Genomic DNA, 26533 nt, shown 5'->3' on the forward strand with positions numbered 1-26533 from the left:
CCCGGGGGTGTCGGGCGGGGATACCAGGTGGGGTGTGCCAGGTGGGGCGTCAGTCGGGCGGGGCCTCGGTCGAGCTCGGGCGTCAGGCGGCCACCGGCTGGGCCGGCCTCTCCTCGGCCAGGTCGGTGGCGGGTTCGGCCGGCGCCGGGTCGGCGGTCTGCCGCATCCCCTTGAGCAGGACGACCAGTCCGGTTGAGACAACCGTGCCGGCGGCGATGGCGACCAGGTAGAGGAACGGGTTGCCGATCAGCGGGATCACGAAGGCGCCACCGTGCGGTGCCCGCAAGGTGCACCCGAAGGCCATCGACAGCGCACCGGTGACCGCGCCGCCCGCCATGGACGCCGGGATCACCCGCAGTGGATCGGCTGCGGCGAACGGGATGGCGCCCTCGGTGATGAAGGAGGCGCCCAGCACCCAGGCCGCCTTGCCGTTCTCGCGTTCGGTCCTGGTGAAGAGCTGCCCGCGGACGGTCGTCGCCAGCGCCATCGCGAGCGGCGGCACCATACCGGCGGCCATGGTGGCTGCCATGACCTTGAGGCTGCCGTCGGTGGGATTGGCGAGGCCGCCGACCGCGAAGGCGTACGCGACCTTGTTGAGCGGGCCGCCCAGGTCGAAGCACATCATCAGGCCGAGGATGACGCCGAGGATGACCGCGTTGGCTCCGGAGAGCCCGTTCAGCCAGTCGGTGAGCGCCCGTTGCAGGGAGGCGATGGGCTTGCCGATGACCAGCAGCATCAGGAAGCCGACCACCGCCGAGGAGATCAACGGGATCACCACCACCGGCATGATGCCGCGCAGCACCGGCGGCACCTTCACCCGCTGGATCGCCATCACCACGGCGCCCGCGATCAGACCGGCGGCGAGGCCGCCCAGGAAGCCCGCGTTGATGCTGAGCGCGATGGAACCACCGACGAAACCGGGGACCAGGCCGGGCCGGTCCGCCATTCCGTAGGCGATGAAGCCGGCCAGGACCGGCACCAGGAAGGCGAAGGCGATGCCGCCTATCTGGAAGAGCAGCGCGGCCCAGCTGGTGTGGTCGGTCCAGACGAAGTGCTCGGCCACCGAAGGCGCCTTGTCGACGGTGTAACCGCCGATGGCGAATCCGAGGGCGATCATCAGTCCGCCGGCTGCGACGAAGGGGACCATGTAACTGACCCCGGACATCAGCCACTTGCGCAGCCTGGTGCCGTATCCCTCGCCGGCTTCACCCGCCCGGTCGATGGGTGAAGCGGACGAGCCCGCGGTGATCTCGCCGCGTTCGGCCTTGTCGCGGGCCTCGGCGATGAGCTCGGCCGGCCGGTTGATACCGGCCTTGACGCCGACGTCGACGGTCGGTTTCCCGCCGAAGCGCTGCTTCTCCCGGACGGGGACGTCGTGCGCGAAGATCACCGCGTCGGCGGCGGCGATGAGCGTGGGGTCCAGACGGTCGAACCCGGCCGAGCCCTGGGTCTCGACGACGAGTTCGACCCCTGCTTCGCGGGCCGCGTTCTCCAGGGACTCGGCGGCCATGTAGGTGTGCGCGATGCCGGTGGGGCAGGAGGTGACGGCGACCACCCGGAAGGCGGCGGTCGGCGCGGCCGACTCGGCCGGCGCCGGTTCCGCCGCTGCCGCATCCGGGGTGGGGGCCGCGGCGACCGTCGCCGGTGTGTCACCCCGTACCAGGGCCGCTGCCGCGGCCGCGTCCACCACTGCGCGCAGCGCATCGGTGAACTGTGCGTCCATCAGCTTGCGGGCCAGCGCGGACAGGATGGTCAGGTGTGCGTCGTCCGCTCCCGCCGGTGCCGCGATCAGGAAGATCAGGTCCGCCGGGCCGTCGGGGGCGCCGAAGTCGATGCCCTCGGCGCTGCGGCCGAAGGCCAGCGTCGGCTCGCTGACATGGGCGCTGCGGCAGTGCGGAATGCCGATGCCGCCATCCAGGCCGGTCGGCATCTGGGCCTCGCGGGCGGCGACGTCGGCGAGGAAGCCGTCCAGGTCGGTGATCCGGCCGAGGGCCACCATCCGTTCGGCCAGCGAGCGGGCCGCTGCCTCTTTGGTGTCGGCGGTCAGGTCGAGGTCGACCAGGTCCGCGGTGATCATCTCGCTCATCGGGGGCTCCCTTGCTCCACCAGTACGTGGTCAAGCGGGACCTCCGCGGTCACGGTGACCGCAGCCAGGTCCAGATCATGTGGGGTCGGCATCACGCTGCCGGGTAGTTGCACCGCCGCCGCCCCGTGGGCGACCGCCGACCTCAGGGCGTCCTGCCCGGCGTCACCCCCGGTCGTGCGGAATCCGGCCGTGAGGAATCCGGCCAGTGAGGCGTCGCCGGCGCCGACGTTGCTGCGTACGGCGGCGACCGGGGCGGACCCGAAGTATGCGCCCGACTCCGTGACCAGCAGCTGGCCGTCCGCACCGAGGCTCGCCAGCACCGCGCGCGCCCCCAGGTCCAGGAGTTCGCCCGCCGCCTTGACCGCGTCGCCCACGGTGGCCAGGGGGCGGCCCACGGCCTGGGCGAGTTCGTCGGCGTTGGGCTTGACGACGTCCGGGCGCTCCCGGAGTGCCGCCAGCAGCGAGGGCCCCGAGGTGTCCAGCGCGATCCGCTTCCCCGCGCTGTGTGCACCGGCCACCAGGTCCGCGTACCACCCCGGCGCGAGGCCGGGCGGAAGGCTGCCGCAGCAGGCGATCCAGTCGGCGTCTGCCGCGTGCGTACGGATGGCGGTGAGCAGCGCGGCGGCTTCGGCGGCGGAGAGTTCGGGGCCGGGTGCGTTGATCTTCGTCAGGGTGCCGTCGGGTTCGGCGACCGAGATGTTGGAGCGGGTGGGTTCGGCGACTCGCACCGGCGCGACCAGGATGCCCTCGGCGACCAGCAGTTCGGCCACCACCGCGCCCGGCGCACCGCCCAGCGGCAGCACGGCGACCGTCCGGTGTCCGGCGACGGAGACGGCGCGTGAGACGTTGACGCCCTTGCCGCCGGGGTCCATCCGCTCGGCGGTGGCGCGCAGCACCTCGCCGCGTCCCAGGACGGGCACCTCGTAGGTGCGGTCCAGGGACGGGTTGGGTGTGACGGTGAGGATCATGCGCGTACGACCTCCGTGCCGGCCGCTTCGACGGCGGCGGCGTCCTCGGGGCTGAGCCCGGTGTCGGTGATGAGCAGGTCGACGCCGCTGAGGGCGCCGAACCGGGCGAAGTGCTCCTGGCCGTATTTGGCCGAGTCGGCGAGCAGGACGACGCGGCGGGCGGCCGCGGCCACGGCCTGCTTGACCGCGGCCTCGGCGAGATCCGGGGTGGTCAGCCCGGAAGCGGGCGAGAATCCGTTGGCGCCGATGAAGGCGACATCGGCGCGGATCTCACCGTAGGCCCGCAGCGCCCAGGCGTCGACGGCTGCGCGGGTACGGTGACGGACCCTGCCGCCGACCAGGTGGAGGTCGATACCCGGGTGGTCGGCGAGGCGCGCGGCGACGGGCAGCGCGTGGGTGACGACGGTCAGCCCGCAGTCCAGCGGCACCACGTTCGCGAGCCGGGCCACGGTGGAGCCGGCGTCGAGAATGACGCTGCCCTCGGCGGGGAGTTCGGCGACGGCCGCCAGCGCGATCCGGTCCTTTTCACCCGCGGCGGTCGACTCGCGCTCCGCGAGATCCGGCTCGAAGTCGAGCCGCCCCGCCGGGATGGCCCCGCCGTGCACCCTCCGCAACAGGCCGGCCCGGTCGAGGGCCTTGAGGTCGCGGCGGACGGTCTCCGCGGTGACCTGGAACTCGTCGGCGAGCGAGAGGACGTCCACCCGCCCGCTGTCGCGGGCGAGGCGGAGGATCTCTTGCTGACGTTCCGGTGCGTACATGTGGATTTACGTCCGTTCGATGACCGAACCTGTGGTTTAGCCGTCAGGTTACGAGGCCACATCCGGAAAGTAAACACATCCGGGCACATCTGGGCACGATCGGGCCTGCCCCGCGGCTGGAACGGGGCTGGAACGCGAGGTGGGGCCGGAGCAAAGCCCCGGCCCCACCTCGCACAGCCGCCTCAGGACACCGGCACCCGCTCCACCGCCCGCTCCTCCACCGCCACGACCGGCGGAGAAGCGATGGTCCCCGCCCCGCCCCGCTTCGGCAGAGCGAACATCACCAGGAAGATGATGCCGAGCACCGCGACGACCCACCACAGCGAGTCCATGAACGCATGGGCAAAGGCGTCGCCCACCGCCGACGGTGCCAAGCGGTCGCTGATCGAGCCGAAGAAGACCACCGACACCAGACCGAGCCCCAGCGCGTTCCCCATTTGCTGGACGGTGTTGATCAAGCCGGACGCCGAGCCGGCGTGTTCCTTCGGCACGTCGGAGAGGACCGCGTCGGTCAACGGCGCGACGATCAGGCCCATACCGACGCCCATGACGACCAGCGGCAGCGCCATCTGCCAGGGCGCGATACCGGTGCCGTAACGGTCCGCCTCCCAGATGTAGATCAGCAGACCGGCCATCATCGTCAGCGCGCCCGCCTGCAGTACCTTCCGGCCGAAGCGCGGCACCAGCTTCTGTACGGACATGCCCGCCGCGGCAGACACCGCGATGGAGAACGGAATGCCGGTGGTGCCCGCCTTCAGCGGGCTCCAGCCGAGGCCGATCTGCATGTACAGCGTCCAGACCAGGAAGAAGATGCCGAGCGCCACCCCGAAGGTGGTCTGCACGGCGATACCGGCCGCGAAGCTCTTGACCTTGAACAGCGAGAGCTCCACCAGCGGCGAACCGTCCCTGCGGGCCTTGTGCTTCTCGTACGCCACCAGCGCGGCGAAGACGACCGCACTGCCTGCCATCGACAGATATCCCCAGAGCGGCCATCCCAGCTCGCGGCCCCGGGTGAGCGGGTAGAGCAGCATCAGCAGGCCGAGGATGACCAGGACGACGCCGACCAGGTCGAGCCTGAGCGCCTTCGGCGCCTTGGATTCGCTGATGAACTTGACGCCGAGGATCAGACCTGCGATGCCCACCGGCAGGTTGATCAGGAAGATCGGCCGCCATTCCAGGCCCGCGATGTTCCACTCGGTGAGCAGCGCACCGAGCAGCGGGCCGGTCACCGCTCCGAGCCCGACGACCGCGCCGAACAGGCCGAAGACCTTGCCGCGCTCCTCCGCCGGGAAGGTCGCGTGCACGATCGAGAGCACCTGCGGCACCATCATCGCGGCCATGCCGCCCTGCAGGATGCGGGAGGCGACCAGCATCTCCGGATCGGCGGCGAAACCGCAGAGCGCGGAGGCCAGGGTGAATCCGGCGATGCCGATGAGGAAGAGCCTCTTGCGGCCGTGGATGTCGCCGAGCCGGCCGCCGGTGATCAGTCCGGCGGCGAACGCCAGTGCGTACCCCGCGGTGATCCACTGGATCTGGCTGAAGGTGGCGCCGGTGTCGTCCTGGATGGACGGGATCGCGATGTTCACGATCGTCACGTCGACCAGGTCCATGAATGCTGCCGTCATGACGATGGCGAGCGCGAACCACCGACGGCGGTCCGACTGCAGCACGGTCTGCTGGGGTGTGGAAGTCATGGCCTCAAGCTAAACGGGATATAGGACAGATGATGTCCCACTGATCCGGCATCCTGAAGTGCATGACGGACACTCCGGCACGGCTGCTGCAATTGCTCTCGCTGCTCCAGACCCCGCGGGAATGGCCCGGGGGTGAGCTCGCCGACCGGCTGGCCGTCAGCCGCCGCACCATCCGGCGCGATATCGACCGGCTGCGTGATCTCGGCTATCCGGTGCAGGCCACCATGGGCTCGGACGGCGGCTATCGTCTGGTCGCGGGCAAGGCCATGCCCCCACTGGTCCTCGACGACGAGGAGGCGGTGGCCATCGCGGTCGGGCTGCGCGCCGGGGCCGGGCACGCGGTGGAGGGCATCGAGGAGGCATCGGTCCGGGCGCTGACCAAGCTGGAGCAGGTGCTGCCGTCCCGGCTCCGGCACCGCGTGGCCACGCTCCAGGCCGCGACCATCCCGCTGACCAGCGGCGACGGCGCGAGCATCGACCCGGACACGCTGACCGTGATGGCCGGCGCGGTCACCGGTCCCGAGCGGCTGCGGTTCGGCTATCGGGCGGGGGACGGCCGGCAGACGAAGCGACTGGTGGAGCCGTACCGGCTGGTCTCCACCGGGCGGCGCTGGTATCTGGTCGCTTACGACATCGACCGCGAGGACTGGCGCACGTTCCGGGTCGACCGGGTCAGTGAGCCGTTCGCGACCGGAGCGCGGTTCGTGCCGCGTGAGTTGCCCACGGGTGACGCGGCCGAGTTCGTCATCCGGTCCATGTCGCGGCGGCAGCCTTCGGTCGACCTCGATGTCACCTTCGAGGCCCCCGCGGAGTTCGTGGCGGCCCGGCTGCCGGGTTCGCTGCCGGCGCCTCGGCCGCTGGGCGATCGCCGCTGCAGGCTGCGCGCTTCAGCAGCCGACTCGGTGGAGTGGCTGGGGCTGCGGATCGCCCTGGTGGACGCCGAGTTCACGGTCCATCAGCCACCGGAACTGGTCGGCTACCTGGCCGGCCTGGGCTCCCGTCTGACCCGCGCGGCGACACAACGAACCACTGGAAGCAACACAGAAGGAACCCCCTGACACGGGGGGGGTTGTGTCAGGGGGCTCCGGTATGGGGCGGCGGTGCGATTGCGGGGTGGTGTCACGCCGCCGCGTCGAAGCCGGTGTCGCGCGCCATCTTCTTCAGTTCGAGCAGCGCGTGCTTTTCGATCTGGCGGATCCGCTCGCGGGTCAGGCCATGCTCCTTGCCGACCTCGGTCAGCGTGCGCTCCCGGCCGTCCTCGATGCCGAACCGCATCTTGATGATGGAAGCCGTGCGGTTGTCGAGCTTGCCGATGAGGTCGTCGAGCTCCTCGCTGCGCAGCAGGGTCATCACGGACTGCTCGGGCGACACCGCCGAGGTGTCCTCGAGGAGGTCACCGAACTGGGTCTCGCCCTGGTCGTCCACCGGCATGTTGAGACTCACCGGATCACGGGCCCAGTCCAGCACATCGCTCACTCGCTCCGGCTTGGCACCCAGCTCGGCGGCGATCTCGGCATGCTCCGGGTCGCGGCCGTGCTCGCGGTTGAACTCCCGCTGCACCCGGCGGATGCGGCCCAGCTCCTCCACCAGGTGGACGGGCAGCCGGATGGTGCGCGACTGGTCCGCTATCGAGCGGGTGATGGCCTGACGGATCCACCAGGTCGCATACGTGGAGAACTTGAAGCCCTTGGCGTAGTCGAACTTCTCGACTGCGCGCACCAGGCCCGCGTTCCCCTCCTGGATCAGGTCGAGCAGCGGCAGTCCGGCTCGCGGGTAGCGGCGGGCCACCGCGACCACCAGACGGAGATTGGAACGGATGAAGATGTCCTTGGCGCGCTCGCTGGCAGCGACCAGCGCCTCGAGTTCCTCACGCGAGGCACCGGCGGCCTCGCTCTGCACGGAACCGTCGAGGATCTGCTGGGCGTACACCCCGGCCTCGATGGTCTGGGACAGCTCGACCTCCTTGGCGGCGTCGAGCAGCGGCGTACGAGCGATTTCGTCGAGGTACATGCCGACCAGGTCGCGGTCGGCGATCTCGCCGCCTCCGGCGCGAACGCTGCTTGCCCGGTCGGAACGACGGGCGACGGCACGGGTTGCCATGCGTGCTCCCTAACGTGGGTAACGTGATGAGGTCGGAAATCAGGGCCTCATGTGGTGCGGAACACCCTCTCGGGTGCCCTGCATCTGATGGAAACAACGACTGGAATCCGGACAGAATTCCCATGACACGCCTTCATTTTCGTGATCATGCAGTACCCTGTCCGGCCACCGAGGGAGAGCGGATGTCAGCGGGACGCGCAGAAGTGCAGGTCAGGCCCGGCAACGAGGGCGATCTGGTCGCCCTCACCGACCTTTACAACCACTACATCCGTGAGACCGCCATCACATTCGACACCGAGATCTTCACCCCGGAACAACGTCGGCCATGGCTGCTCTCCCACCCTGAAGACGGCGCACACCGTCTCCTGGTTGCTCAGGACGTTCCGTCTGCCCGCATCCTGGGGTACGCAACCAGCAGCGGCTTCCGGCCGAAGGCCGCGTACTCCACGTCGGTCGAGGCGAGCGTCTACTGCGCTCCGGACGCCGCGGGACGGGGCATAGGCACGCTGCTCTACAAGTCGCTCTTCGAGGAACTGCAGAACGAGGACGTGCACCGCGCGTACGCCGGCGTCACGCTGCCCAACGAGGCGTCGGTCCGGCTGCACACCCGCTTCGGCTTCACGCCCGTCGGCACCTACCGCGAGGTGGGACGGAAGTTCGGCCGCTACCACGACGTCGCGTGGTTCGAGAAGGAACTCGAGCACTGACCGCCCGCCGGCCCCCGATGGCTGCGTTTCAGCCGAACTGCAGCGACCGCTTCGCGAGCCCCATCCAGAAACCGTCGATCACATCGCGCCGGTCCTCGTCCCCGTCACCGGACGCCCCGAGCGTCACGAACAGCGGGGCGAAGTGCTCGGTGCGGGGATGCGCCAGGCGTCCGGCGGGAGACTTGTTCTCGAAGTCCAGCAGAGCGTCGATGTCCCGCGCCTGCAGCGCCTCCCGTCCCCAGTCGTCGAACTCCGCCGACCAGCCGGGCACTCCCCCACCCTGCCGCAGCGCCGCCAGGTTGTGCGTGAAGAAGCCGCTTCCGACGATCAGCACCCCCTCGTCGCGCAGCGGTGCGAGCTTGCGCCCGATCTCCATGAGCTTGCCGGGGTCGAGCGTCGGCATGGAGATCTGCAGCACCGGGATGTCGGCCTCCGGGTACATCTCCACCAGCGGCACGTACGCGCCGTGGTCGAGTCCCCGGTCCGGCACGTCCTGCACCGGTGTCCCGGCGCCGCGCAGCAACTTCCGTACGCTCTCGGCGAGTCGGGGAGCGCCCGGCGCCTCGTAGCGGACCTCGTAATAGTGCGCGGGAAAGCCCCAGAAGTCGTACGTCAGCGGCGCCGTCGCCGTCGCGCCGAGCGCGAGCGGGGCCTCCTCCCAGTGCGCGGAGACCATCAGGATCGCCCGGGGCCGCGGCAGGCTTGCCGACCAGGCCGCGAGCTGACCCGGCCAGAGCGGGTCGTCGGCGAGCGGCGGTGCGCCGTGTGAGAGATAGAGGGCCGGCATGCGCTCCGGGACGATGGCGGTCATGATGACGACTCCGACACTTGAAGTATCAAGCTTTCGCCTTCGACCATAGACCCATCTAGTTTAAACTTCAAGGAAGGCCGTACAGTGGAGGGCATGACCACGGCAACCCCGCCCGACCCGTCGGCGCGGCCCGACCCGCGCTGGCTCACCGACGATGAGCAAGGTGCCTGGCGCGCCTATCTCCATGCGACCACGCTCCTGGAGGACCATCTCGACCGCCAGTTGCAGCGCGACGCCGGCATGCCGCACGTCTATTACGGACTGCTGGTGCAGCTCTCCCAGGCGCCCGAGCGGCGGCTGCGGATGACGGAGCTCGCCATGCACGCCAAGATCACCAGGTCCCGGCTCTCGCACGCGATCGCCCGGCTGGCGCGGAACGGCTGGGTCCGCCGGGAGAACTGCCCCTCCGACAAGCGCGGGCAGAACGCCGTCCTGACGCCGGAAGGGATGCAGGTGCTCGAGCGGACCGCGCCCGGACATGTCGCCGCGGTACGCCAGGCGCTGTTCGACCGGCTGTCCCCCGAGCAGACCGAGCAGCTCACCGGGATCATGCGGCTGATCGCTGAGGGCCTGCAGCCCGAGGGCGCGGACGCGGATCTGCCCTGGCTCCGCTGATCGTGCTGCGGAGCCAGGGCAGATCCTGACGGTCGCTACCCGACCGCCGGTGCGCGACGGTCAGTGTGCGACGGTCAGTGCGCGATGACCGGGATCTGGATCTCGTCCTCGATCCCCTCGCTGTCGCCCGGGGCCGAGCCGGAACTGTTGCCCGAGCCCGTCACGGTCATCGAGGGACGGCCGGCGTTGATGAACGTCAGGGCGATCGCGGAGGCGACCGCCAGGATGCCCACCGCGACCCAGATGGCGTTGGTGTAGCCGTGCACCAGCGCCTGGGCCTGGAGCAGCTTCGGGCCGGCGCCCGCCGCCGCGTGCCCCGCGAGGTACGCGGTGGTGGCGGAGGCGGCGATGGTGTTCAGCAGCGCCGTACCGATCGCGCCGCCCACCTGCTGCGAGGTGTTGACCATCGCGGAGGCGACCCCCGCGTCACGCGGTGCGATGCCGTAGGTGGCCAGTGACATGGCGGGCATGAACGCCGTACCCATGCCGAGGCCGAGCAGCACCATGCCGGGCAGGATTCCGCCGGTGTAGGAGGAGTCGACCTGCAGCTGCGTCAGCAGCAGCATGCCGACGCCCGCCACCGCGAAGCCGGGGCCCATCAGCAGCCGGGCCGGCACCCGGGTCATCAGCCGTGCACCGATCTGGGTGGACCCGGTGATCATGGCCGCGACCATCGGCAGGAAGGCGAAGCCGGTCTTGACGGCGGAGTATCCCTGGACGACCTGCAGGTAGTAGGTCAGGAAGAGGAACAGCCCGAACATCCCGATGATGGCCAGACCCAGCGACAGGTAGATGCCACCACGGTTGCGGTCGGTGACCACCCGCAGCGGCAGCAGCGGGGCCTTGACCTTCGACTCGACCAGCGCGAACGCCGAGAGCAGCACCACGGAGGCGACGAACAGACCGATGGTGACGGGGTCCGACCAGCCGTTGGTCTCGGCGCGGGTGAAGCCGTAGACCAGCGAAGCCAGGCCGAGCGAAGAGAGAACGACACCGGGGATGTCCAGCGGCGAGCGGTTGCGGCCACCGGCCGGCTCCCGGATCACGAAGTAGGCGCCCAGCGCGGCCACGATCGCGAACGGGATGTTGACGAAGAACGTCCAGCGCCAGTTCAGGTACTCGGTGAGGAATCCGCCGAGCAGCAGGCCGACGGCGCCGCCACCACCGGCGATCGCACCGAAGATGCCGAAGGCCTTGGCGCGCTCCTTGGCGTCGGTGAAGGTCACCGCCAGCAGGGACAGTGCGGCCGGCGCGAGCAGGGCGCCGAAGACGCCCTGTGCGGCGCGCGAGCTGAGCAGCATCGCCTGGTTGGCGGCGGCACCGCCGACCGCGGACGCGGCCGCGAAGCCGATGAGTCCGACGACGAAGGTGCGCTTACGGCCGAACAGGTCGCCGAGCCGGCCACCGAACAGCAGCAGCCCGCCGAAGGCGAGGGCGTAGGCCGTGATGACCCACTGCTTGTTGGCGTCCGAGATGCCCAGGTCGGCCTGGGCGTGCGGCAGAGCGATGTTCACGATCGTCGCGTCGAGCACGACCATCAGCTGGGCCAGCGCGATGAAGACCAGCGCTCTCCAGCGATTCGGATCAGGGAGTGATATGTCGGCAGTTTTCGACATGGCGGGAGCCACCTAAGGACTTGGAGTGAAAAAGGACGAAAGACAGGGGGCGAACCGGTGGGGCGAAAGGCGGTGGGACGAACGTCAGGAGGTGCGCCGCAGATCTTCGAAGGTCACCGGTGACCCCGGAAGCGAGCTCCGCGCCGGGGCCTGAAGCCCGTCGAGGAACAGCTGCAGATGGCGGTGGACAAAGCGGTCGAGGCCGAGACAGGACGTGCCTGGCAAGGGCCGGGTGAGCTGGAACAGCGCTACGAAGAGGTCTCCGACGGCAATGTCGGAGCGCAGCTGCCCCTCCTGGCGCGCGCGGTCCATGAGGGCGACGACGGACCTCTCGAGCCGGTCGCGCTCCGCCAGGATCTCCGGGTCGTCGCGGTCGAAGCCCTCGGAGCGCATCGGGCACAGGGCGCCGATCTTCTCGTCGGCCGCCGCGTGCACGAAGCGGCGAAGAGCCGTGAACCCGTCGGGCTCCTCGGCGGCGGCCGCCTCCACCTGGTCCGCCACATGGGCCATGACGGAGAGGACCACCTGCCGGAAGAGGGCGACACGGTCGGGGAAGTGACGGTAGAGCGTGGCATTGCCGACACCGGCCCGGCGGGCGATGTCGTCGAGGGGGACATCGGGCCCCTGCTCGACGAACATCTCACGCGCGGCCGAGATGATCCGCTCCCGATTGCGCAGGGCGTCGGCCCTGGGGCGCTGCCGGGCGGCGGTGGCGGTGTCCACGGCAACCATCCTTCCTTCAGTGGTGAGTCGGACTCGGTAAGTGCGACTCGGTAAGTGAGTTTGGCGCAACCGGGGGAAGTTTCCCCGGTTCGCTGTATCCAACGGTGCAAACGGGGAAAGCGTCCCCAGTTATTTCCCCTCCTTTTGTGACCTGCATCACGTCATTTCGCCGCAAAACCGCCCGACCGGCCCACCCAGCGCGCGCCCCCACCCCCACCGACGGAGGGTGATCGCACGAGCGCAGCGAGGAATCGCCCGGCTGCCGTGAGCCCGAAGGCGAAGGCATGCATCCGACCCGCCCCCGGATACGTATCTCCCGCCGCCCGGTGACCGTCGTCGTCCTGTCCGCGCTCGCCCTGGCCGGGCTGACCTCGGCCGGTGCCACCCTCGGTTCCGGTTCCGCACGCGGCGGGCCCGCGGCGTCCGCCGGGCTCCCGCCGCACTCCGACCGGGCGGGCTCGGCGCTGGCACTGGGCCCCTGCCGGATCGGCGGCTCGATGGGCGTCCAGATGTCCGAGGGGCTGTCGACCGCGCCCGGGTACGCCCGCTCGACCGGCCGGATCCATGCGCTCACCCTCATGATCGACTTCCCGGACGCGCCCGGCAAAGGCAGCGCGATGAGCCGGTTCGACGAGTTCTTCCCGCAGACCGCCGCCTGGTACCGGACGGCTTCGTACGGGCGGCTCGACTACCGCCCCGAGGCTCCCATCAAGCACTGGCTGCGGATGCCCCGACCGTTCGACGCGTACGGCATAGAGCGCGGCTCGCCCTACAAGCCGGGCTATCACCACCTCGCCGAGGACATCGTGTCCGTCGCCGACCGTCAGGTGGACTTCCGCAAGTACGACCTGATCAACGTGATCGCCACGCCGAACGCGGGTCCCTCGGCGCTCGACACCGTGCTCTCCGTGACCTTCTCCGGCAACGACGACGCCCCGGTCGCCGACGGTGTCCCGCTGTCCAACATGTCCTTCGTCTACAGCCGCCAGGACGACGGCTCGGGCTCCTACTCCCACACCGGCTACCGGGTGCTGCCGCACGAGAACGGCCACACCTTCGGCCTCCCCGACCTCTACACGTCCAGCGGCGGCGGAGCGGTCGGGCACTGGGACATCATGTCCGAGGACTGGGGCGCCAACAACGACATGCTGGGCTGGCACAAATGGAAGCTCGGCTGGCTGGACGACCGCCAGATCAGCTGCGCCTCGGCGCAGGGCGTGTACGACACGGTGCTCTCCCCGCTGGAGATCAGGGGCGGCACCAAGCTCGCCGTGGTCCCGCTGTCGGACTCCTCGGGCTATGTCGCCGAGGTCCGTACCCAGGCGGGCAACGACGGAGAGGTCTGCCGGCCCGGAGTACTCATCTACCGGGTCGACGGGGACGTCGACACCGGCCAGGGTCCGATCTCCGTCAAGGACAGCACCCCGGACAGCGGCGGCTGCACCCTGAGCCCCAATGTGCAGGCGGAGCTCTCCGACGCCCCGTACACGGTGGGGCAGACCTTCACCGACCGGGTGAACGGAATCCGCATCACGGTGGCCGCGAAGGACCGCTCCGGCAACTACCGGGTGCGCGTCACCCGCTCCTGAACCGGCCCGCGCAGCTCCCGCTTGAGCACCTTGCCGGTCGCGTTGCGGGGCAGCGGCTCGTCCCGTACGAAGACGTGCGCCGGGACCTTGAAGCCGGCCAGCGACGCCGCCGCGTGGGCCCGCAGCTCGTCGACGGTGACGGCGGAGCCCGCCCTGAGCTGAACGACGGCGGCCACCTCCTCGCCGAGCACCGGGTGGGCGACCCCGATGACCGCGGCGTCCAGTACGTCCGGATGCTCGTGCAGCACCGCTTCGACCTCGACGCAGTACACGTTCTCGCCGCCGCGGATGACCATGTCCTTCATCCGGTCGACGACGGTGACCCGCCCGTCCCGGACGGTCGCCAGGTCCCCCGTCCTGAACCAGCCGTCCTGGAAGGCGGCCGCGGTGGCCTCGGGGGCGTTCCAGTACCCGCGGACCAGCGCCTGCCCGCGCAGCCACAGCTCGCCGATCTCTCCCTCGGGCAGCGGCTCGCCCGCCGGGTCCGCGATCCGTACCTCGGTGGCCGGCGTCGGACGGCCTGCGCTCTCCGGGTGGGCGCGGTATTCGGCGCCGAAGATGGCCAGCACGCCGCCGCTGGTCTCGGTCAGGCCGTACCCGTTACGCGGTTCGATGCGCTCGCCGTACCGCTCGGTCAGCCGGGTGACCAGATCCGGCGGGGCGGCGGCGCCGCCCGTGTTGAGCATGGCCAGGCTCTCCAGGCCGTCCCCGTGCTGCTCGGCAGCGGCCAGCAGTTGCAGCGCGGTGGCCGGTACGCCCGCGTAGTACGTGATGGCGTGCCGGCGGATGGCCTCCAGCGCCTTGCCCGCGTCCCACTTGTGCATCAGCACCAGCGTTCCGCCGGCAGCCATCGCCGAATAGACGCTGGTGAAGGCTGCCACGTGGAAGAACGGGAAGGTCATCAGCGCCACCGGCGCCGGTCCCTGGCCGGGGATCACCCCGCGTTCGAGGGCCGCCGCCGCGGCGAAGTACCGCGGGTTCAGCATGGCCCCGGCCTGCGCCAGATGGGTGGCCACCGCGCCCTTGGGGCGCCCGGTGGTGCCCGAGGTGTAGATGATGGTGGCGTCGTCCTCGGCGTGCACCTGCACGTCCGGCGGACCCAGCGCGGGATCGGCGGCCGATCGCAGCTCGAACCGCTCGGTGCGTTCGGCCACCTCCCCGTCATGGTGGAAGGTGACGGTCCACGGCCGCTCACCGTGCAGCTCCGCCTGCCGCCGCGCCCACGGCTCGACCCGTGCGAGTCGCTCCCCGTCGACCAGCAGCACCCGGGGGCCGCAGTCGTCGAGCGCGTAGCCGAACTCGTCCTCGGTCCACCAGGCGTTGAGCGGTACGGCGACGAGTCCGGCCAGCTGGGCGGCCCAGAACGCGATCTGCCACTCCGGGTGGTTGCGCATCGCGACCACCGCGCGGTCGCCCGGCCTCAGTCCGTACACCTCGACGAAGCGGCGGGCGAGTCCGGAGGCCTCGGCGAAGAACTCGCCGTAGGTGTACGTCGCGCTCTCGGCCACCAGGAACGGTGCGTCGCCGAAGGACCGTACCGTCTCGACGAACTCGCGGAGCGTGCGTGGCCCGTTCTCGAACACCGGGGAGCCGTCCTCGGCGGCGGTCACGGCGAAGGGTGCACCGGGCGCGCAGAGCGCGGCCTCGATCTCGGAGGGTTCGGACTGCGGCACAGAGTCCCTTTCCAAGCGCTTGCTCAGTACGTTCGGACGCTATGCCTCCGGCTCCGCTCCGGTCAATCCGTCCCGGCCGCCCCGAGCCGTTCATCGACTCAGCGTCGCCGACACGACCTTGCCGCCGTCCGGCACGGACCGTACGGCGACCGTACGGGCGAGCCGCTGCACCATGGGCCAGCCGAAGCCTCCGGTGCGGCCGGTCAGATCGGGGGTGCGGTCCTGGGGGTATGCGGGGCTGGGGTCGGCGACCGCGACCTCCAGGGACCGGCGGTCGGCACGGAGCCGCAACACGGTCACGCCACCGGCATGCCGCAGTGCGTTGGTGACCAGCTCGGAGGCCAGCAGCACCAGGTTCTGGGTGGTGTGCGGGGGTGGCGCGGGGTGCAGACCTGCGAGAAAACCGGACACGGCATCCCGGGCATCGGCCGCCATCTCCGGGTGGCAGCTCCAGGCCGCCAGGCCTGCCCCGCGGCTGCGGGCGATGGTGCCGCCCTCGCCCTTGTCGTCACACTCGCCGTCGAAATCGGCGCTCATACCGCCTCACCTCGTCAATCCGAATGCCACTCGCTTCCTTTCTGCCACACGCCTACCCCGACCCTTCTGAGACAAAGTTTACTCACCCTGATTCATCCGCATGCGTGAACAGAGAAATCAAGGGCACAAGGATGGCCGAAGCATCGATGAAGTGGAGGCGAATTTCCATGGTTCCCGTTCTTCTTGTACTCCTTCTCGCCCTGATTCTTTTCGGCGCCGGATTTGCTCTGAAGGCGCTGTGGTGGATAGCCATCGCCGTGCTCGTGGTGTGGCTGATCGGGTTCGTGGTCCACCCGGCAGGGGGCACAAGCCGTAGGGGCCGGTGGTACCGCTGGTAGGTGTCACGCCACCGCAGTCAGGCGGTCGGTGCGGGGTACAAATCGGTATAAATACTCCCAAACCGGCCGCCTTTCGGCCCTGGACGATTGAAGCCGCAGACTGGGGGCAGGAGCGATTACCTAACCGAGTCCGCTACTTGGGAGGCCGAAAAATCATGATGCCGATGTCTGCAGCAGATGCCATGACCAAGTCAGGACCTGTGTCATCCGCACTTGCTCCATCGGCGACGGAAGTCGAGGGGCTTCCGTGGATCGAGGACGCGGGCAAGATCGCCCCGCGCGATGCCCGACAGCTTTCCAAGGTCTTCTTCGATCAGCTCCAGGTACTCGAAGAGGGCACCCATGAATATCAGTACGCCCGCAATACCTTGATCGAAATGAATCTTTCGCTCGTCCGGTTCGCCGCGAACCGATTCCGGCACCGCGGCAGCGGCGAGATGGAAGACATCATTCAGGTCGGCACCATCGGCCTCATCAAGGCGATCGACCGCTTCGATCTGAGCCGGGAAGTCGAATTCACCACCTTCGCGGTTCCTTACATCGTCGGGGAGATCAAGCGCTTCTTCCGTGACACCAGCTGGGCCGTCCATGTGCCCCGCAGGCTCCAGGAGCTCCGGGTGGAGATCGCGAAGGGCAAGGAACGCCTCGCGGTCACCCTGGACCGCGACCCGACGGTCGCCGAGCTCGCCGAGCACCTGAATCTGACCGAGGAAGAGGTCGTGGAGGGCATCGTCGCCAGCAACGGCTACACGGCCGGCTCGCTGGACATGCCCAGCGACGCGGCCGATGGCCAGGCGCCGACGAACGGCCGTACGTTCGCCGATGTGCTGGGGGAGCCGGACCCGGCGATGCAGACGGTGGAGGACCTGCACGCGCTGGCCCCGCTGATCAGCCGGCTGGACGGGCGCGAACGCCGCATCGTGGAAATGCGCTTCGGCGAGGAACTGACCCAGTCGCAGATCGGCGAGCAGCTCGGCATCTCCCAGATGCATGTGTCCCGCCTGCTGGCCCGCATTCTCAAGCGCCTGCGCACCGGAATGCTCGTGGAGGACTGACGTACGTTCCACGTTCCCCCGCGCCGCGGTCACCGTCCCTTCGGGTCAATCGGTGGCCGCGGCGTTGGGGTGGGTGAGCCCGAGGTCGTAGGCGAAGATCACCGCCTGGATCCGGTCGCGGGCACCGATCTTCGCCAGTACCCGGCCGACATGGGTCTTGACGGTGGACTCCGACAGGACCAGACGTTCGGCGATCTCCGTGTTGGTCCAGCCGCGGCCGATCGCGACGAGGATCTCGTGCTCCCGCTCGGTCAGCGCGGTCAGCCGCGGGTCGGCTGCGCCGTCCTGCGGGCGGCCGGGCAGGTGGTGGGCGTAGGTGTCCAGGAGGCGCCTGGTGAGGGCGGGCGCGATGACCGCGTCACCGGTGGCCACGGCGCGGATACCGGACAGCAGTTCCTCCGGGCGCGCGTCCTTGAGCAGAAAGCCGCTGGCCCCGGCGCGCAGCGCGGCATGCGCGTATTCGTCCAGGTCGAACGTGGTCAGCACCAGGACGCGTGAACGCCCACCGGCGGCGGTGATCCTGCGGGTGGCCTCGATGCCGTCCATTCCGGGCATCCGTACATCCATGAGCACCACGTCGGGACGGAGTTCGGCGGCCTGCCGTACGGCCTCGGCGCCGTGCGCCGCCTCGCCGACCACATCGGTTTCCGGCACGGACTCCAGCAGCATCCGGAAACCGAAGCGCTGCAGAGGCTGGTCGTCCACGATGAGCACGGTGGTCATGAAACGCCTTCCGGGGTGTCGGGGAGCGAGGCGGTGCCCACCGGGGTGGCGGGAAGCGGCACTGCGGCCACCGGCGTCTCCGGCAGCCGCGTCTCGGGCAGTGGCGTCTCGGGCAGTGGCGTCTCGGGCAGCGGCGTGAGGTCGAGAACCGCCCGCGCGGTCCATCCACCGCCCGGCCGTGGTCCTGCGGTGACGCTGCCGCTGTACAGCGCGGCGCGCTCGCGCATCCCCGCCAGACCGTGCCCCTCCCCGTCGCCCCGTGCCGGCGGCAGAATCCCGGGGGGCGGTCCGGTGTCCAGTACCTGGATACGCAACCGGCTGCCGCGCAGGGCCACGGCCAGCTCGATCCGGGTGCCGGCGCCGGCGTGCTTCAGGGCGTTGGTGAGCGCCTCCTGCGCGATGCGGTAGACCGTCAGCTGCACACCGGGGTCCAGCGCGTCCACCTCACCGGTCGTGCGGTAGACGACGTCGGGACCGGCGGCGCGGATACGCCGGCACAGCGCGTCGATGTCGGCGATGCCCGGTTGCGGGCTGAGCTGCGGGGCGTCCGCTTGTTCGCGCAGCACGCCGAGCATCCGCCGGAGCTCGCCCAGGGCCTGCCGACCGGTGTCGCCGATGAGTTCGAGGGCCTGGGCGCCGCGTTGCGGAGTGACCTTCGCCGCATAGGCACCGCCGTCGGCCAGCGTGATGATGACGGACAGATTGTGGCCGACGATGTCGTGCATCTCGCGGGCCACTCTGGTGCGCTCGGCCGCCGCGGCCAGCTTGCTGCGCTGGTCGCGTTCGATTTCCAGCCGGGCCGCGTGGTCGCGCAGACCGGCGAGCTGAGCCCGCCTGATGCGCACCACCAGCCCCAGGGCCAGCGCCGCCGTCGTGGCGCTGAACAGGACGAACATCGCGTCCCCCACCGGCACCGCGGCCGCCAGCCGTACCGCGACCAGCGCCATCGCGCCGGCCATCACCGCGCAGGCCCACGGCAGATGCCGTAGCCGTCCGTGCAGAGCCAGGCTGTACAGGGCCACCATCAGTGCCACGTCCGCCCGCAGCCAGACGCCGAGCGACCACTGGAACAGGAACACCGCGGTGACCAGCGTGAACGTCGCCGACGGGGATCTGCGCCGCCACAGCAGCGGGAGCACCAGAGCGGCCTGCAGGGCAAGCACCTCGGCGACGGGCGGCCGCGGGACGTCGACGGCCGCGTCCGGCGGGCGACCACCGTGCACCAGGTCCGGTACGCAGAACATCAGGACGACACCGAGGGCCACCGCGGAGTCCAGCAGCCATGGGTGGTTCCGGTCGGTCTGCCGCATCCGCCTGGCGACCCGGGACATCCGCACGACCAGCGGATGTCCCCACAACGGGTCGAGTTCCCCGCCGGGGAACACCGTCGCGGCTGCGGCCGGCGCGCCCCCAGGAGTCACGGAAGTCAAGGAAATCACCTGTCCATCGTGCGGCACGGGAACCGGTGCGCGGCCCCCGAAGACCGCAGCCACCACGCCACCGCGCCGCGTGTGCCACCGCGTGCCGCCGTGCTCAGGCGTCGGTACGCACCAGTCGCCAGGCGGCACCGGCCAGGGCCAGCACGGTCCAGGCCAGGAACACCAGCAGCCCGGCCGTCGGCGTCAGGGTGTGCGCCGCGTGGTGCACGGCGAACATCGACTCGCCCGCATTGCTGGGCAGGTAGGGCTCCACCGTGTTCTGCCAGGAACTCGGCAGCAGCGAGATCAGTCCGGGTACCAGCATCAGCGCGCCGACCAGCACCGAGATGCCGCCAGCCACCGAGCGCAGCAGGGCGCCCAGCGCGGTGCCGATCACGCCGACCAGCCCCAGGTAGAGCCCGGCGCCCAGCAGACTGCGGACCACGCCGCTGTCCGACATGGTCAGGGCGGCCGGAGTGCCGGAGACTATACCGCCGGCGATCTGGAACGTGACGAAGGCACCGACCAGCCCGAGGACCAGGGCGATCAGGCCGAACACCGCCGCCTTGGACCACAGCACCGGCAGCCGGCGCGGTACCGCCGCCAGGGTGGAGCGGATCATGCCGGTGGAGTACTCGCCCGCCGTGACCAGTACGCCCAGCACGCCCAGTGCCAGCTGGGCGAAGTTCGTACCGAACAGCGACAGGCCGACCGCCGTGGAACTGGCGAAGTCGGGGTCCATGTGGTGCCCGGAGGTGAGCCGGGACTTGTACTGCGCCGCGGCGATGAGTCCGAACGCCACCAGGAACACCAACCCCAGGGCGAGGGTGATCCAGGTGGAGCGGAGCGACCACAGCTTGGCCCACTCCGAGCGCAGCACGCGCCGCCCGGTCACCCGGTACTGCGGGCGGGCGCCCCGGGAGGTGGGGGCGACGGTGGGTTCGGGCGTGGAGGTGATGGTGCTCATGCCGCACTCCCGGTCGTCTCGGTGGTGCCGTGGTATTCGACCGCGTCCCTGGTCAGCTCCATGAACGCCTCTTCGAGGGAGACCGCCCTCGCGGTGAGTTCGAACAGCGCGATGCCGGCCTTCGCGGCCCTGGTACCGATCTCCCTGGGCGACATCCCGGTGACGTCCAGCTCCTCGGAACCGGCCCGGCCGGTGATCTCGACCCCGGGACCCGCCAGTACCTCACGCAGCCGGGCGGGGTCCTCGGTGGCGACCTTCACGGTGTCCCCGCCGGCCTGGCCGACCAGCTCCTGGACGGTGGTGTCGGCGAGCAGCCTGCCCCGGCCGACCACGATCAGATGGTCCGCCACCAGCGCGATCTCACTCATCAGGTGCGAGGAGACGAACACCGTACGGCCTTCGGCGGCCAGTCCGGTGAGCAGGTTGCGGATCCACAGCACGCCTTCCGGGTCGAGCCCGTTGACCGGCTCGTCGAGCATGACGGTCGCCGGGTCGCCGAGCAGCGCTGCGGCGATGCCGAGCCGCTGGCCCATGCCCAGGGAGAAGGCACCGGCGCGCTTCTTCGCGACGGTCTGCAGGCCGGTCATCTCGATGACCTCCTCCACCCGGCGGCGCTCGATGCCGTGCGTGTACGCCTGTGCCATCAGGTGGTCGTACGCGGACCGCCCGGGGTGGATCGACTTCGCCTCCAGCAGTGCACCGACCTCCTGGAGCGGCGCGGTGTGCTTCGCGTACCGGCGGCCGTTCACGGTGACCGTGCCTCCGGTGGGGGCGTCCAGGCCCACGATCATGCGCATCGTGGTGGACTTGCCCGCGCCGTTGGGCCCGAGGAATCCGGTGACGGTTCCCGGCTTGACGGTGAAGTCGAGCCGGTCGACCGCCGTCTTCTCTCCGTACCGCTTCGTCAGCTGTTGTGCAACGATCATGGAATCGTCCTCGCCTTCGGGTGGTGGGCCTCCCCGACCACCTCAGCCTCAGGCTAGGAACAGGATCAGCGCGAACCGTGGTACCCGGGCCCCATCTGCACGGGGCCCGTGGTACCCCGGTACCACGGGCGCGGTCGCAGGGGCGCGCGGCTCCGGGCTCAGGTGCGTACGGACGGGTGAACCTCAGCGCGGATGCACGGTGCAGTGCGCGGCTCCGGCGGTGTTGGCCGTCGTGGCCGCGTCGAACAGCCCGTCGATGTCGTGGCCCGCCACGGCCAGGCTGGCGCAGCAGGCCACCAGCAGGGCGGCGAACGCCAGAGCGGGCCGGCGGCGCACCGGCGGGGGCGGCGCGAGCAGGGCTCTGACCCGCTGCGGGACCGGGCCACCGGTGGCTGCCATCGCCGCGGCGGGCGCACCGCGGGTGGCGAGGGCCGCGCGGGCCACCGCACGGGCCACCAGGCCGCGGTCGGCGACGACGGCTCCGGCCTCCTCGTCCGCCCAGCGTTCCAGGGCGAACCCGCCCGCCCCGACGACCCGTCGCAACAGCGGGTTGACGGCCGCGGTGAGCTGCAGCACCAGCAGAAAGACATGATGGCGGTGGCGCAGATGGGCGCGCTCGTGGGCCAGCAGGGCGCGGCGCTCGTCGGCGGACAGCGCGCGCAGCATCCCGGACGACACCACCACCCGGCCCGGCAGGCCGGGCAGCGCGAAGGCGGTCGGCACCGGATCGTCGACGACCACGAGGTCACCGGCGACCGGCAGGTCCCGGCACTCGCGCCAGGCGTCGACCATCAGCCGCGCCTGCCGCCAGGACACCACCGTCAGCGTCACCGCGCAGACCAGCACGGCCATCGCGCACGCCGCGGCCACCGGCCGGTCGACCGGGGTGTCCGCGGCCAGCAGGTGCGGCGACCACCGCCCCTCCTCCGCTACCTCGGGGATCTGGCCGACCAGGGTGAACCCGATCATCGCCAGCACCGTCACCCAGGCGCCGGCCGCGATCACCGCAGCGGTGGTCAGCAGCCAGGCAGCCGTGCGGGGCGGCAGCCTGCGGCCCGCCGCCGGTGCGGTCAGCGCGACGACCGCGCTGACCAGCAAGGGCAGCCAGAGAGCGAAGCCACTGATCCCCACGGCTAGTCCTCCGGGTGGCCGCGCAGCAGCTGTTCGAGGAGCTTCTCGTCCTCGGCCGGCAGCTCGGAGACGAAGCGGGCCAGGACCGCGGCCCGGTCCCCGCCGTGCTCCAGCAGATCGCGCATGCCCGCCGCCGCGTGGCCGGCCTCGTCGCGCACCGGGGAGTAGAGATACCCGCGCCCCGCGCGTTCCCGGGTGACCAGCCCCTTGTCGTACAGCCGGGACAGGATCGTCAGGACCGTGGTGTACGCGGGCCTCCCGGCCACCTGCTCGCGCACGGTGCCCGCACCCACCGGTTCCCCGGCCGACCAGAGAGCCGCCAGTACCTCGCTCTCCAGCTCGCCGGGCGCCCGGCGCCCGGAAGCCCTGCGGTCCTGCTCGCTCACGCGCCCCGCCCCTTCGTCACCGTCGGGTGCCCAAAGTACTCCGCAGCCGGCCGCCCGGACCCGCCGCGGTCACCCTTCCCGACCGGCCGGGCCACGGGTGCCGTGCTCGCGCAGCGGACCGACCTGCCAGCCGCGTCCCTGGCAGGCGTCCAGGATCCGGGGCAGCGCGAGGAGGGTGTTGCGCCAGGAGCCGACGGCCGAGGTGCAGTCGGAATCGTGCAGCAGGACGGTGCCGCCCCCGCGCAGGTCGGCCATCACCGTGTCGTGGACGCTCTCCGGCGTCGCCCGCCTGCGCCAGTCCTCGCCCCAGGCCGTCCACAGCACCGGGGTGAGGCCGAGACGATGGCAGGCCAGCTGAGTGCCGGAGGTGAGCACGCCGTACGGGGGGCGGAAGAGGCGCGGCGCTGTGCCGGTCAGGCCGCCGACCGTATCGCGGGCGCGCGCCAGGTCCTCGTACGTGGAACGAGGTCCGCGCAACAACAGCGGACGGTGCGCCCAGCCGTGCAGCGCCACCTCGTGTCCGGCTGCCGCCATCTCCCGTACGAGCCACGGCGAGCGCACCGCCATGGAGCCGAGCAGGAAGAACGTGGCCCGCAGCCCCCGGGCTTCCAGCAGTCGCAGGAAGTGCGGGGTGGACAGATGGTCGGGGCCGTCGTCGAAGGTGAGCGCGACATGATCCGGCCGCCCCTGCCCGGACAACCGGGGCATGAACCTGTTGCGCAGCGGCCCGAAGGCGGCGACGGTGGGTGCACCGTGCGCGAGGGCGAGCACCGGCAGCGCGACGGAACCCGCCTGCAGCAGGGTGCGGGCCGACCGTGCCGACCGGGCTGCCCCGGTTGTCCGCTGAAGTGTCATCACCTGTCTCCGTCCAGGAAGTGGGCCACCGTGCCGAACCGGCCCGGCACGTCTCCGTACGCTTCGGCGAGCGGGGCCCCGATGCCCATCGCCAGGGTGGCGGCCACGGTCGCGACTATCACCGGGACGCCGATCCGCGGTCGCCTCCGGCCGGCTGTACGTACCGGTCGCCGCGCCGGCGCCCCGGGGCCGGGGACGTTGAGGTCCATCGCCACGGGGCCGGGGGCGCCGCGGTCCACCGCTTCGGCGATGACCTGCGCGGGGCCGCCCACCGGTCGGTGGGCCATCAACTCCAGTCCCAGCTCCCGCTGTTGCCGCCCCAGCGACCCGTACAACAGCTCGGTGAGCACCGGCACCAGCTCGCCGGGCCCACGGATCCAGCCGGCGAGCCCCGCTTCCTGCAGAGCTGCCGCGTTGGTCTGCCCGTGGCCGGGTATGCAGCGGTAACTGGCAACCGGCAGACCGCTGGCGAACGCCTCGAGCGAGGTGAGGCCGCCCGCGTTCTGCACCAGCACGTCCGTGGCGGCCATCAGCGCGGGCATGTCGTCGACCCAGCCGTACACATGCCGGAGCCCGTTGCGCCGCAGCGTCTCGGCCAGTGCCTCGTTACGCCCGCACACCACCACCGGCACCGCGACCCCGCTCGCCTCGATCTCGGCGGCCACCCGCTCGACGGGGCCCACCCCCCAGGACCCCGCGACCAGCAGAGCGAGCGCGGAACGCTCGGGCAGCCCGAACCGGGCCCGGGCGGCCCGCCGCTGCTCCACGGTGCCGGGGGCGAACCGGGCACCGGCCAGCGGCCCGCTCACGCTGACCCCGGCAGCGCCCCGGGCGTGCGCCTGTCCGGCCGGTATCGGATGCGCGGCGAGATGCACGTCCACCCCGGACGCCACCCACAGGGCATGCACCGAGAAGTCGGTGAGATAGGTGATCGCCGGCACCGCAAGCCGCCCCCGCAGGCGCAGCCTCCCCAGCACCTGGCTGGCCCCCGGGTAGGTCGAGACGACCGCGCAGGTGTCCGCCGGTATGGCCCGCAGCGTCCGACGCTGCGCGCTCCCGAACAGCGCCCGCACCGCGAGCCCGGGCCGGCCGGTGTGCTCGGTCGCCGCATAGATCCGCTGGTAGCCGACGGGCGCCCAGGTCAGCAGCCGGTGATAGACGCCGGCCAGCAGCCTCCCCAGCCGGGCGGGCAGCAGCTCCAGAAAGTCGTGCCGGTCCACCAGGAACCCGTCGCTCCGAAGCCGCAGTGCGATCTCCTCGGCCGCACCGTCGTGTCCCGCGCCCACCGCCGCCGAGATGATCACGACCCGCCGGGCCGCCGGCTCCTGCGGGACGGACTGTGCGGACGTCCGGTCCTCTGCCGGGCTGTCACAAGGGAACACGGCCGATCGATCTCCTTACGGACCTGGCCTGGAAACGACGGGACGAGCACCGACCCCGCCGCCGAACCAGGTTCCAGGCACGCAAAGCCGCAGCCGGAACGGTCCGCCGTTGCGACGGTCCGGTTCCGGGACTGCGGCGAACCTACTACATGATGTAGAAACAACGGAACGCCCACCGGTATTCGCCGGACCGCCGGGCGTCCCTTACTGCCCCTACCTCAACTTGCGCCACTTCGGGTCCAGCGCGATCGCCTTCAGCTCGGCAAGCGTAAGAACCGGTTCGGTGCGGGTCGCGGCGCTCGCCTGGTCACCGGTGTTGAAGGCGGAGACGACGACCCGGAAGCCGTCGGGCGCCACCGCGTCCGCCGTCCACTGCACCACGCCCGCCCCGCCCTTCTCGCCCACCTGCTTGTTCAGACCCAGCACCGTCCCATTGGGGAGGGTCGTGCGGTCGCCCTGCGGCGTGACGTCCGACATCTTCCGCTGGACGTTGATCTGGACGAGGCTCTCGCCCTTCCCGTCGTTGACCACGGCGAACGCATAGCCGTCCTGGCTTCCCCGCCCGGAGACCTTCAGGTTCTTGGGCAGCGACTGCAACAGCGCCTTCTGCACGGACGCGGCACTCGGGTCCGGCGTGCCGCTCTCGGGCGCACCCCCGGCGGACTGCTTCTCGGGCGCCGGGAGCGTGGCGAGCACCGGCTTCCACGCCCCGGCCGTGACCAGCGACTTCAACTGGGCTGAGGAGAGCGGCGGTTCAGGTCGACTGACCGGAGCGCCCTTCTCCGCTGCGGCGTTCCACTCGCTGACGTCGACCCGGTAGCCCTCGGGCGTGACGAGCGAGGCGGTCCAATCCTTGGTCTCGGCCCGGTGGTCCGGGTACTCGTAACCCTTGTCGATCTTCAGCCAGGAGCCGTCGGCGAGCGTCTCGGCCGTGCACGAGTCGTGGCGCACCATCACCGCGCTCCCACAACCGGACTCCTTCATGAACTGCGCCACCGCCGAGGGGCTGATCCGGTCCACAACCAGTGAGATCGCACCCTTGCCCTGGCCGTCGTCGTACACCCCATAGGCCAGCGGCGGGGGCGCACCGCCCGAGCCGCGGCCGGCCGTTTTGGTGAGCTTCCCGCCAGGGAGCAGGGACTTGAGCGTTTTGACCATCTGATCGCCGGTGACCGCGCGCGGCCCGGACTCGGACGGCCCCGCCACCGACACACGGTGCACTCCGCCCCCGTCGAACATCCCGCCCGCATACGCCCCGCCGAACCCCACCAGGGTCAGGGCGACCACACTGCCGGTGACGGCCGCCGTGCGTCGGCGGAGGATCGCCCGGCGACCCCTGCGCAGGCCTCCCTCGACCAGCGCGGGGCGGTCGTCGAGTCGGAAGCTGTCGCCGGTTCGGCGGAGCGAATCACTCAGCTGCTCTTCAAACGGCATAGCAAACCTACCCATTCACCTAGATACGAAGCGAAAGCGTC

At 70.7% G+C, this 26533-nt stretch carries 25 protein-coding genes; 6 read left to right on the top strand and 19 right to left on the bottom strand.

The window, feature by feature from the left end:
• Nucleotides 1–82: 82 nt before the first annotated feature.
• From AB0436_RS22220 to AB0436_RS22235, 4 genes are all read right to left on the bottom strand, one after another.
• Nucleotides 83–2086, bottom strand: coding sequence for a fructose-specific PTS transporter subunit EIIC (locus AB0436_RS22220; RefSeq protein ID WP_366469656.1), 2004 nt, complete (start codon nt 2084–2086; stop codon nt 83–85).
• Entirely contained in the window at nt 2083–3054 is a 972-nt protein-coding gene (gene pfkB / locus AB0436_RS22225; RefSeq protein ID WP_366469657.1) for a 1-phosphofructokinase, read from the bottom strand. Before pfkB ends, AB0436_RS22220 begins: the two co-directional genes overlap by 4 nt.
• Nucleotides 3051–3812, bottom strand: a complete 762-nt coding sequence (locus AB0436_RS22230) for a DeoR/GlpR family DNA-binding transcription regulator (protein ID WP_366469658.1) — start codon at nt 3810–3812, stop codon at nt 3051–3053. Before AB0436_RS22230 ends, pfkB begins: the two co-directional genes overlap by 4 nt.
• Nucleotides 3813–3994: 182 nt before the next feature.
• Nucleotides 3995–5506: an MFS transporter gene (locus tag AB0436_RS22235; protein WP_366469660.1), complete on the bottom strand. Its 1512-nt coding sequence runs from the start codon at nt 5504–5506 to the stop codon at nt 3995–3997.
• 62 nt (nt 5507–5568) lie between these two features.
• Here AB0436_RS22235 and AB0436_RS22240 point away from each other — a divergent pair, with 62 nt between their 5' ends.
• Nucleotides 5569–6564: a WYL domain-containing protein gene (locus tag AB0436_RS22240; protein WP_366469661.1), complete on the top strand. Its 996-nt coding sequence runs from the start codon at nt 5569–5571 to the stop codon at nt 6562–6564.
• Between the two features lie 61 nt (nt 6565–6625).
• Here AB0436_RS22240 and AB0436_RS22245 read toward each other — a convergent pair whose 3' ends face one another.
• A complete protein-coding gene (locus AB0436_RS22245; protein WP_365856019.1) occupies nt 6626–7606 on the bottom strand; it encodes a sigma-70 family RNA polymerase sigma factor in 981 nt (326 codons plus the stop codon).
• Nucleotides 7607–7788: 182 nt separating this feature from the next.
• Between AB0436_RS22245 and AB0436_RS22250 the strand changes: the two genes are divergently transcribed.
• Nucleotides 7789–8313: an N-acetyltransferase family protein gene (locus AB0436_RS22250; protein ID WP_366469662.1), complete on the top strand. Its 525-nt coding sequence runs from the start codon at nt 7789–7791 to the stop codon at nt 8311–8313.
• Nucleotides 8314–8341: 28 nt separating this feature from the next.
• Here the strand turns inward: AB0436_RS22250 and AB0436_RS22255 are convergent, their stop codons facing one another.
• Complete coding sequence (locus tag AB0436_RS22255) at nt 8342–9124, bottom strand: class III extradiol ring-cleavage dioxygenase (RefSeq protein WP_366469663.1); 783 nt, start codon at nt 9122–9124, stop codon at nt 8342–8344.
• Between the two features lie 93 nt (nt 9125–9217).
• Here AB0436_RS22255 and AB0436_RS22260 point away from each other — a divergent pair, with 93 nt between their 5' ends.
• On the top strand, nt 9218–9739 hold the full coding sequence (locus AB0436_RS22260; RefSeq protein WP_366469664.1) for a MarR family transcriptional regulator: 522 nt from the start codon (nt 9218–9220) through the stop codon (nt 9737–9739).
• Nucleotides 9740–9813: 74 nt separating this feature from the next.
• Here AB0436_RS22260 and AB0436_RS22265 read toward each other — a convergent pair whose 3' ends face one another.
• Together AB0436_RS22265 and AB0436_RS22270 are read right to left on the bottom strand one after the other, a co-directional pair.
• Nucleotides 9814–11355 (bottom strand): MFS transporter, encoded by a 1542-nt coding sequence (locus AB0436_RS22265; protein ID WP_366469665.1) that lies wholly within the window; start codon nt 11353–11355, stop codon nt 9814–9816.
• 84 nt (nt 11356–11439) lie between these two features.
• A complete protein-coding gene (locus AB0436_RS22270) occupies nt 11440–12078 on the bottom strand; it encodes a TetR/AcrR family transcriptional regulator (protein ID WP_366469666.1) in 639 nt (212 codons plus the stop codon).
• A 284-nt stretch (nt 12079–12362) separates the two neighbouring features.
• Between AB0436_RS22270 and AB0436_RS22275 the strand changes: the two genes are divergently transcribed.
• Nucleotides 12363–13667, top strand: a complete 1305-nt coding sequence (locus AB0436_RS22275) for a M6 family metalloprotease domain-containing protein (protein WP_366469667.1) — start codon at nt 12363–12365, stop codon at nt 13665–13667.
• Here the strand turns inward: AB0436_RS22275 and AB0436_RS22280 are convergent.
• Entirely contained in the window at nt 13640–15340 is a 1701-nt protein-coding gene (locus AB0436_RS22280; RefSeq protein WP_366469668.1) for a class I adenylate-forming enzyme family protein, read from the bottom strand. The two genes, AB0436_RS22275 and AB0436_RS22280, sit on opposite strands and share 28 nt — an antisense overlap.
• A 90-nt stretch (nt 15341–15430) precedes the next feature.
• On the bottom strand, nt 15431–15775 hold the full coding sequence (locus AB0436_RS22285) for an ATP-binding protein (RefSeq protein WP_366469759.1): 345 nt from the start codon (nt 15773–15775) through the stop codon (nt 15431–15433).
• Between the two features lie 269 nt (nt 15776–16044).
• On the opposite strand from AB0436_RS22285, the gene AB0436_RS22290 reads away from it, so the two are divergent.
• Both AB0436_RS22290 and AB0436_RS22295 read left to right on the top strand, forming a co-directional pair.
• The gene (locus tag AB0436_RS22290) at nt 16045–16215 is read left to right on the top strand and encodes a hydrophobic protein (protein WP_366469669.1); all 171 of its coding nucleotides are present in this window, start codon (nt 16045–16047) and stop codon (nt 16213–16215) included.
• 182 nt (nt 16216–16397) lie between these two features.
• Entirely contained in the window at nt 16398–17270 is an 873-nt protein-coding gene (locus tag AB0436_RS22295) for an RNA polymerase sigma factor SigF (protein ID WP_366469760.1), read from the top strand.
• Between the two features lie 45 nt (nt 17271–17315).
• Here AB0436_RS22295 and AB0436_RS22300 read toward each other — a convergent pair whose 3' ends face one another.
• The 9 genes from AB0436_RS22300 to AB0436_RS22340 form a co-directional block, all read right to left on the bottom strand.
• On the bottom strand, nt 17316–17993 hold the full coding sequence (locus AB0436_RS22300) for a response regulator transcription factor (RefSeq protein WP_366469670.1): 678 nt from the start codon (nt 17991–17993) through the stop codon (nt 17316–17318).
• A complete protein-coding gene (locus AB0436_RS22305) occupies nt 17990–19324 on the bottom strand; it encodes a histidine kinase (RefSeq protein ID WP_366469761.1) in 1335 nt (444 codons plus the stop codon). Before AB0436_RS22305 ends, AB0436_RS22300 begins: the two co-directional genes overlap by 4 nt.
• Nucleotides 19325–19526: 202 nt before the next feature.
• Entirely contained in the window at nt 19527–20378 is an 852-nt protein-coding gene (locus AB0436_RS22310) for an ABC transporter permease (RefSeq protein ID WP_366469671.1), read from the bottom strand.
• Complete coding sequence (locus AB0436_RS22315; RefSeq protein ID WP_366469672.1) at nt 20375–21304, bottom strand: ATP-binding cassette domain-containing protein; 930 nt, start codon at nt 21302–21304, stop codon at nt 20375–20377. The genes AB0436_RS22310 and AB0436_RS22315 overlap by 4 nt, the downstream gene beginning before the upstream one ends.
• A gap of 183 nt (nt 21305–21487) precedes the next feature.
• Nucleotides 21488–22435, bottom strand: a complete 948-nt coding sequence (locus AB0436_RS22320) for a M56 family metallopeptidase (RefSeq protein ID WP_366469673.1) — start codon at nt 22433–22435, stop codon at nt 21488–21490.
• A 2-nt stretch (nt 22436–22437) separates the two neighbouring features.
• Complete coding sequence (locus AB0436_RS22325) at nt 22438–22821, bottom strand: BlaI/MecI/CopY family transcriptional regulator (protein ID WP_366469674.1); 384 nt, start codon at nt 22819–22821, stop codon at nt 22438–22440.
• A gap of 69 nt (nt 22822–22890) precedes the next feature.
• A complete protein-coding gene (locus tag AB0436_RS22330) occupies nt 22891–23676 on the bottom strand; it encodes a polysaccharide deacetylase family protein (RefSeq protein ID WP_366469675.1) in 786 nt (261 codons plus the stop codon).
• The gene (locus AB0436_RS22335; protein ID WP_366469676.1) at nt 23676–25058 is read right to left on the bottom strand and encodes a UDP-N-acetylglucosamine--N-acetylglucosamine transferase; all 1383 of its coding nucleotides are present in this window, start codon (nt 25056–25058) and stop codon (nt 23676–23678) included. The genes AB0436_RS22330 and AB0436_RS22335 overlap by 1 nt, the downstream gene beginning before the upstream one ends.
• A gap of 213 nt (nt 25059–25271) precedes the next feature.
• Nucleotides 25272–26492, bottom strand: coding sequence for a hypothetical protein (locus tag AB0436_RS22340; RefSeq protein WP_366469677.1), 1221 nt, complete (start codon nt 26490–26492; stop codon nt 25272–25274).
• Nucleotides 26493–26533: the final 41 nt, after the last annotated feature.

It is taken from the genome of Streptomyces sp. NPDC051322, assembly GCF_040689485.1.
Taxonomy (GTDB): Bacteria; Actinomycetota; Actinomycetes; order Streptomycetales; family Streptomycetaceae; genus Streptomyces.

Excerpts from the sequence above, each read along its gene's own strand:
- AB0436_RS22220 (WP_366469656.1), bottom strand. The coding sequence starts at position 2,086 with ATGAGCGAGATGATCACCGCGGACCTGGTCGACCTCGACCTGACCGCC.
- pfkB (WP_366469657.1), bottom strand. The coding sequence starts at position 3,054 with ATGATCCTCACCGTCACACCCAACCCGTCCCTGGACCGCACCTACGAG.
- AB0436_RS22230 (WP_366469658.1), bottom strand. The coding sequence starts at position 3,812 with ATGTACGCACCGGAACGTCAGCAAGAGATCCTCCGCCTCGCCCGCGAC.
- AB0436_RS22235 (WP_366469660.1), bottom strand. The coding sequence starts at position 5,506 with ATGACTTCCACACCCCAGCAGACCGTGCTGCAGTCGGACCGCCGTCGG.
- AB0436_RS22240 (WP_366469661.1), top strand. The coding sequence starts at position 5,569 with ATGACGGACACTCCGGCACGGCTGCTGCAATTGCTCTCGCTGCTCCAG.
- AB0436_RS22245 (WP_365856019.1), bottom strand. The coding sequence starts at position 7,606 with ATGGCAACCCGTGCCGTCGCCCGTCGTTCCGACCGGGCAAGCAGCGTT.
- AB0436_RS22250 (WP_366469662.1), top strand. The coding sequence starts at position 7,789 with ATGTCAGCGGGACGCGCAGAAGTGCAGGTCAGGCCCGGCAACGAGGGC.
- AB0436_RS22255 (WP_366469663.1), bottom strand. The coding sequence starts at position 9,124 with ATGACCGCCATCGTCCCGGAGCGCATGCCGGCCCTCTATCTCTCACAC.
- AB0436_RS22260 (WP_366469664.1), top strand. The coding sequence starts at position 9,218 with ATGACCACGGCAACCCCGCCCGACCCGTCGGCGCGGCCCGACCCGCGC.
- AB0436_RS22265 (WP_366469665.1), bottom strand. The coding sequence starts at position 11,355 with ATGTCGAAAACTGCCGACATATCACTCCCTGATCCGAATCGCTGGAGA.
- AB0436_RS22275 (WP_366469667.1), top strand. The coding sequence starts at position 12,363 with ATGCATCCGACCCGCCCCCGGATACGTATCTCCCGCCGCCCGGTGACC.
- AB0436_RS22285 (WP_366469759.1), bottom strand. The coding sequence starts at position 15,775 with ATGGCGGCCGATGCCCGGGATGCCGTGTCCGGTTTTCTCGCAGGTCTG.
- AB0436_RS22290 (WP_366469669.1), top strand. The coding sequence starts at position 16,045 with ATGGTTCCCGTTCTTCTTGTACTCCTTCTCGCCCTGATTCTTTTCGGC.
- AB0436_RS22295 (WP_366469760.1), top strand. The coding sequence starts at position 16,398 with ATGACCAAGTCAGGACCTGTGTCATCCGCACTTGCTCCATCGGCGACG.
- AB0436_RS22300 (WP_366469670.1), bottom strand. The coding sequence starts at position 17,993 with ATGACCACCGTGCTCATCGTGGACGACCAGCCTCTGCAGCGCTTCGGT.
- AB0436_RS22305 (WP_366469761.1), bottom strand. The coding sequence starts at position 19,324 with ATGTCCCGGGTCGCCAGGCGGATGCGGCAGACCGACCGGAACCACCCA.
- AB0436_RS22310 (WP_366469671.1), bottom strand. The coding sequence starts at position 20,378 with ATGAGCACCATCACCTCCACGCCCGAACCCACCGTCGCCCCCACCTCC.
- AB0436_RS22315 (WP_366469672.1), bottom strand. The coding sequence starts at position 21,304 with ATGATCGTTGCACAACAGCTGACGAAGCGGTACGGAGAGAAGACGGCG.
- AB0436_RS22330 (WP_366469675.1), bottom strand. The coding sequence starts at position 23,676 with ATGACACTTCAGCGGACAACCGGGGCAGCCCGGTCGGCACGGTCGGCC.
- AB0436_RS22340 (WP_366469677.1), bottom strand. The coding sequence starts at position 26,492 with ATGCCGTTTGAAGAGCAGCTGAGTGATTCGCTCCGCCGAACCGGCGAC.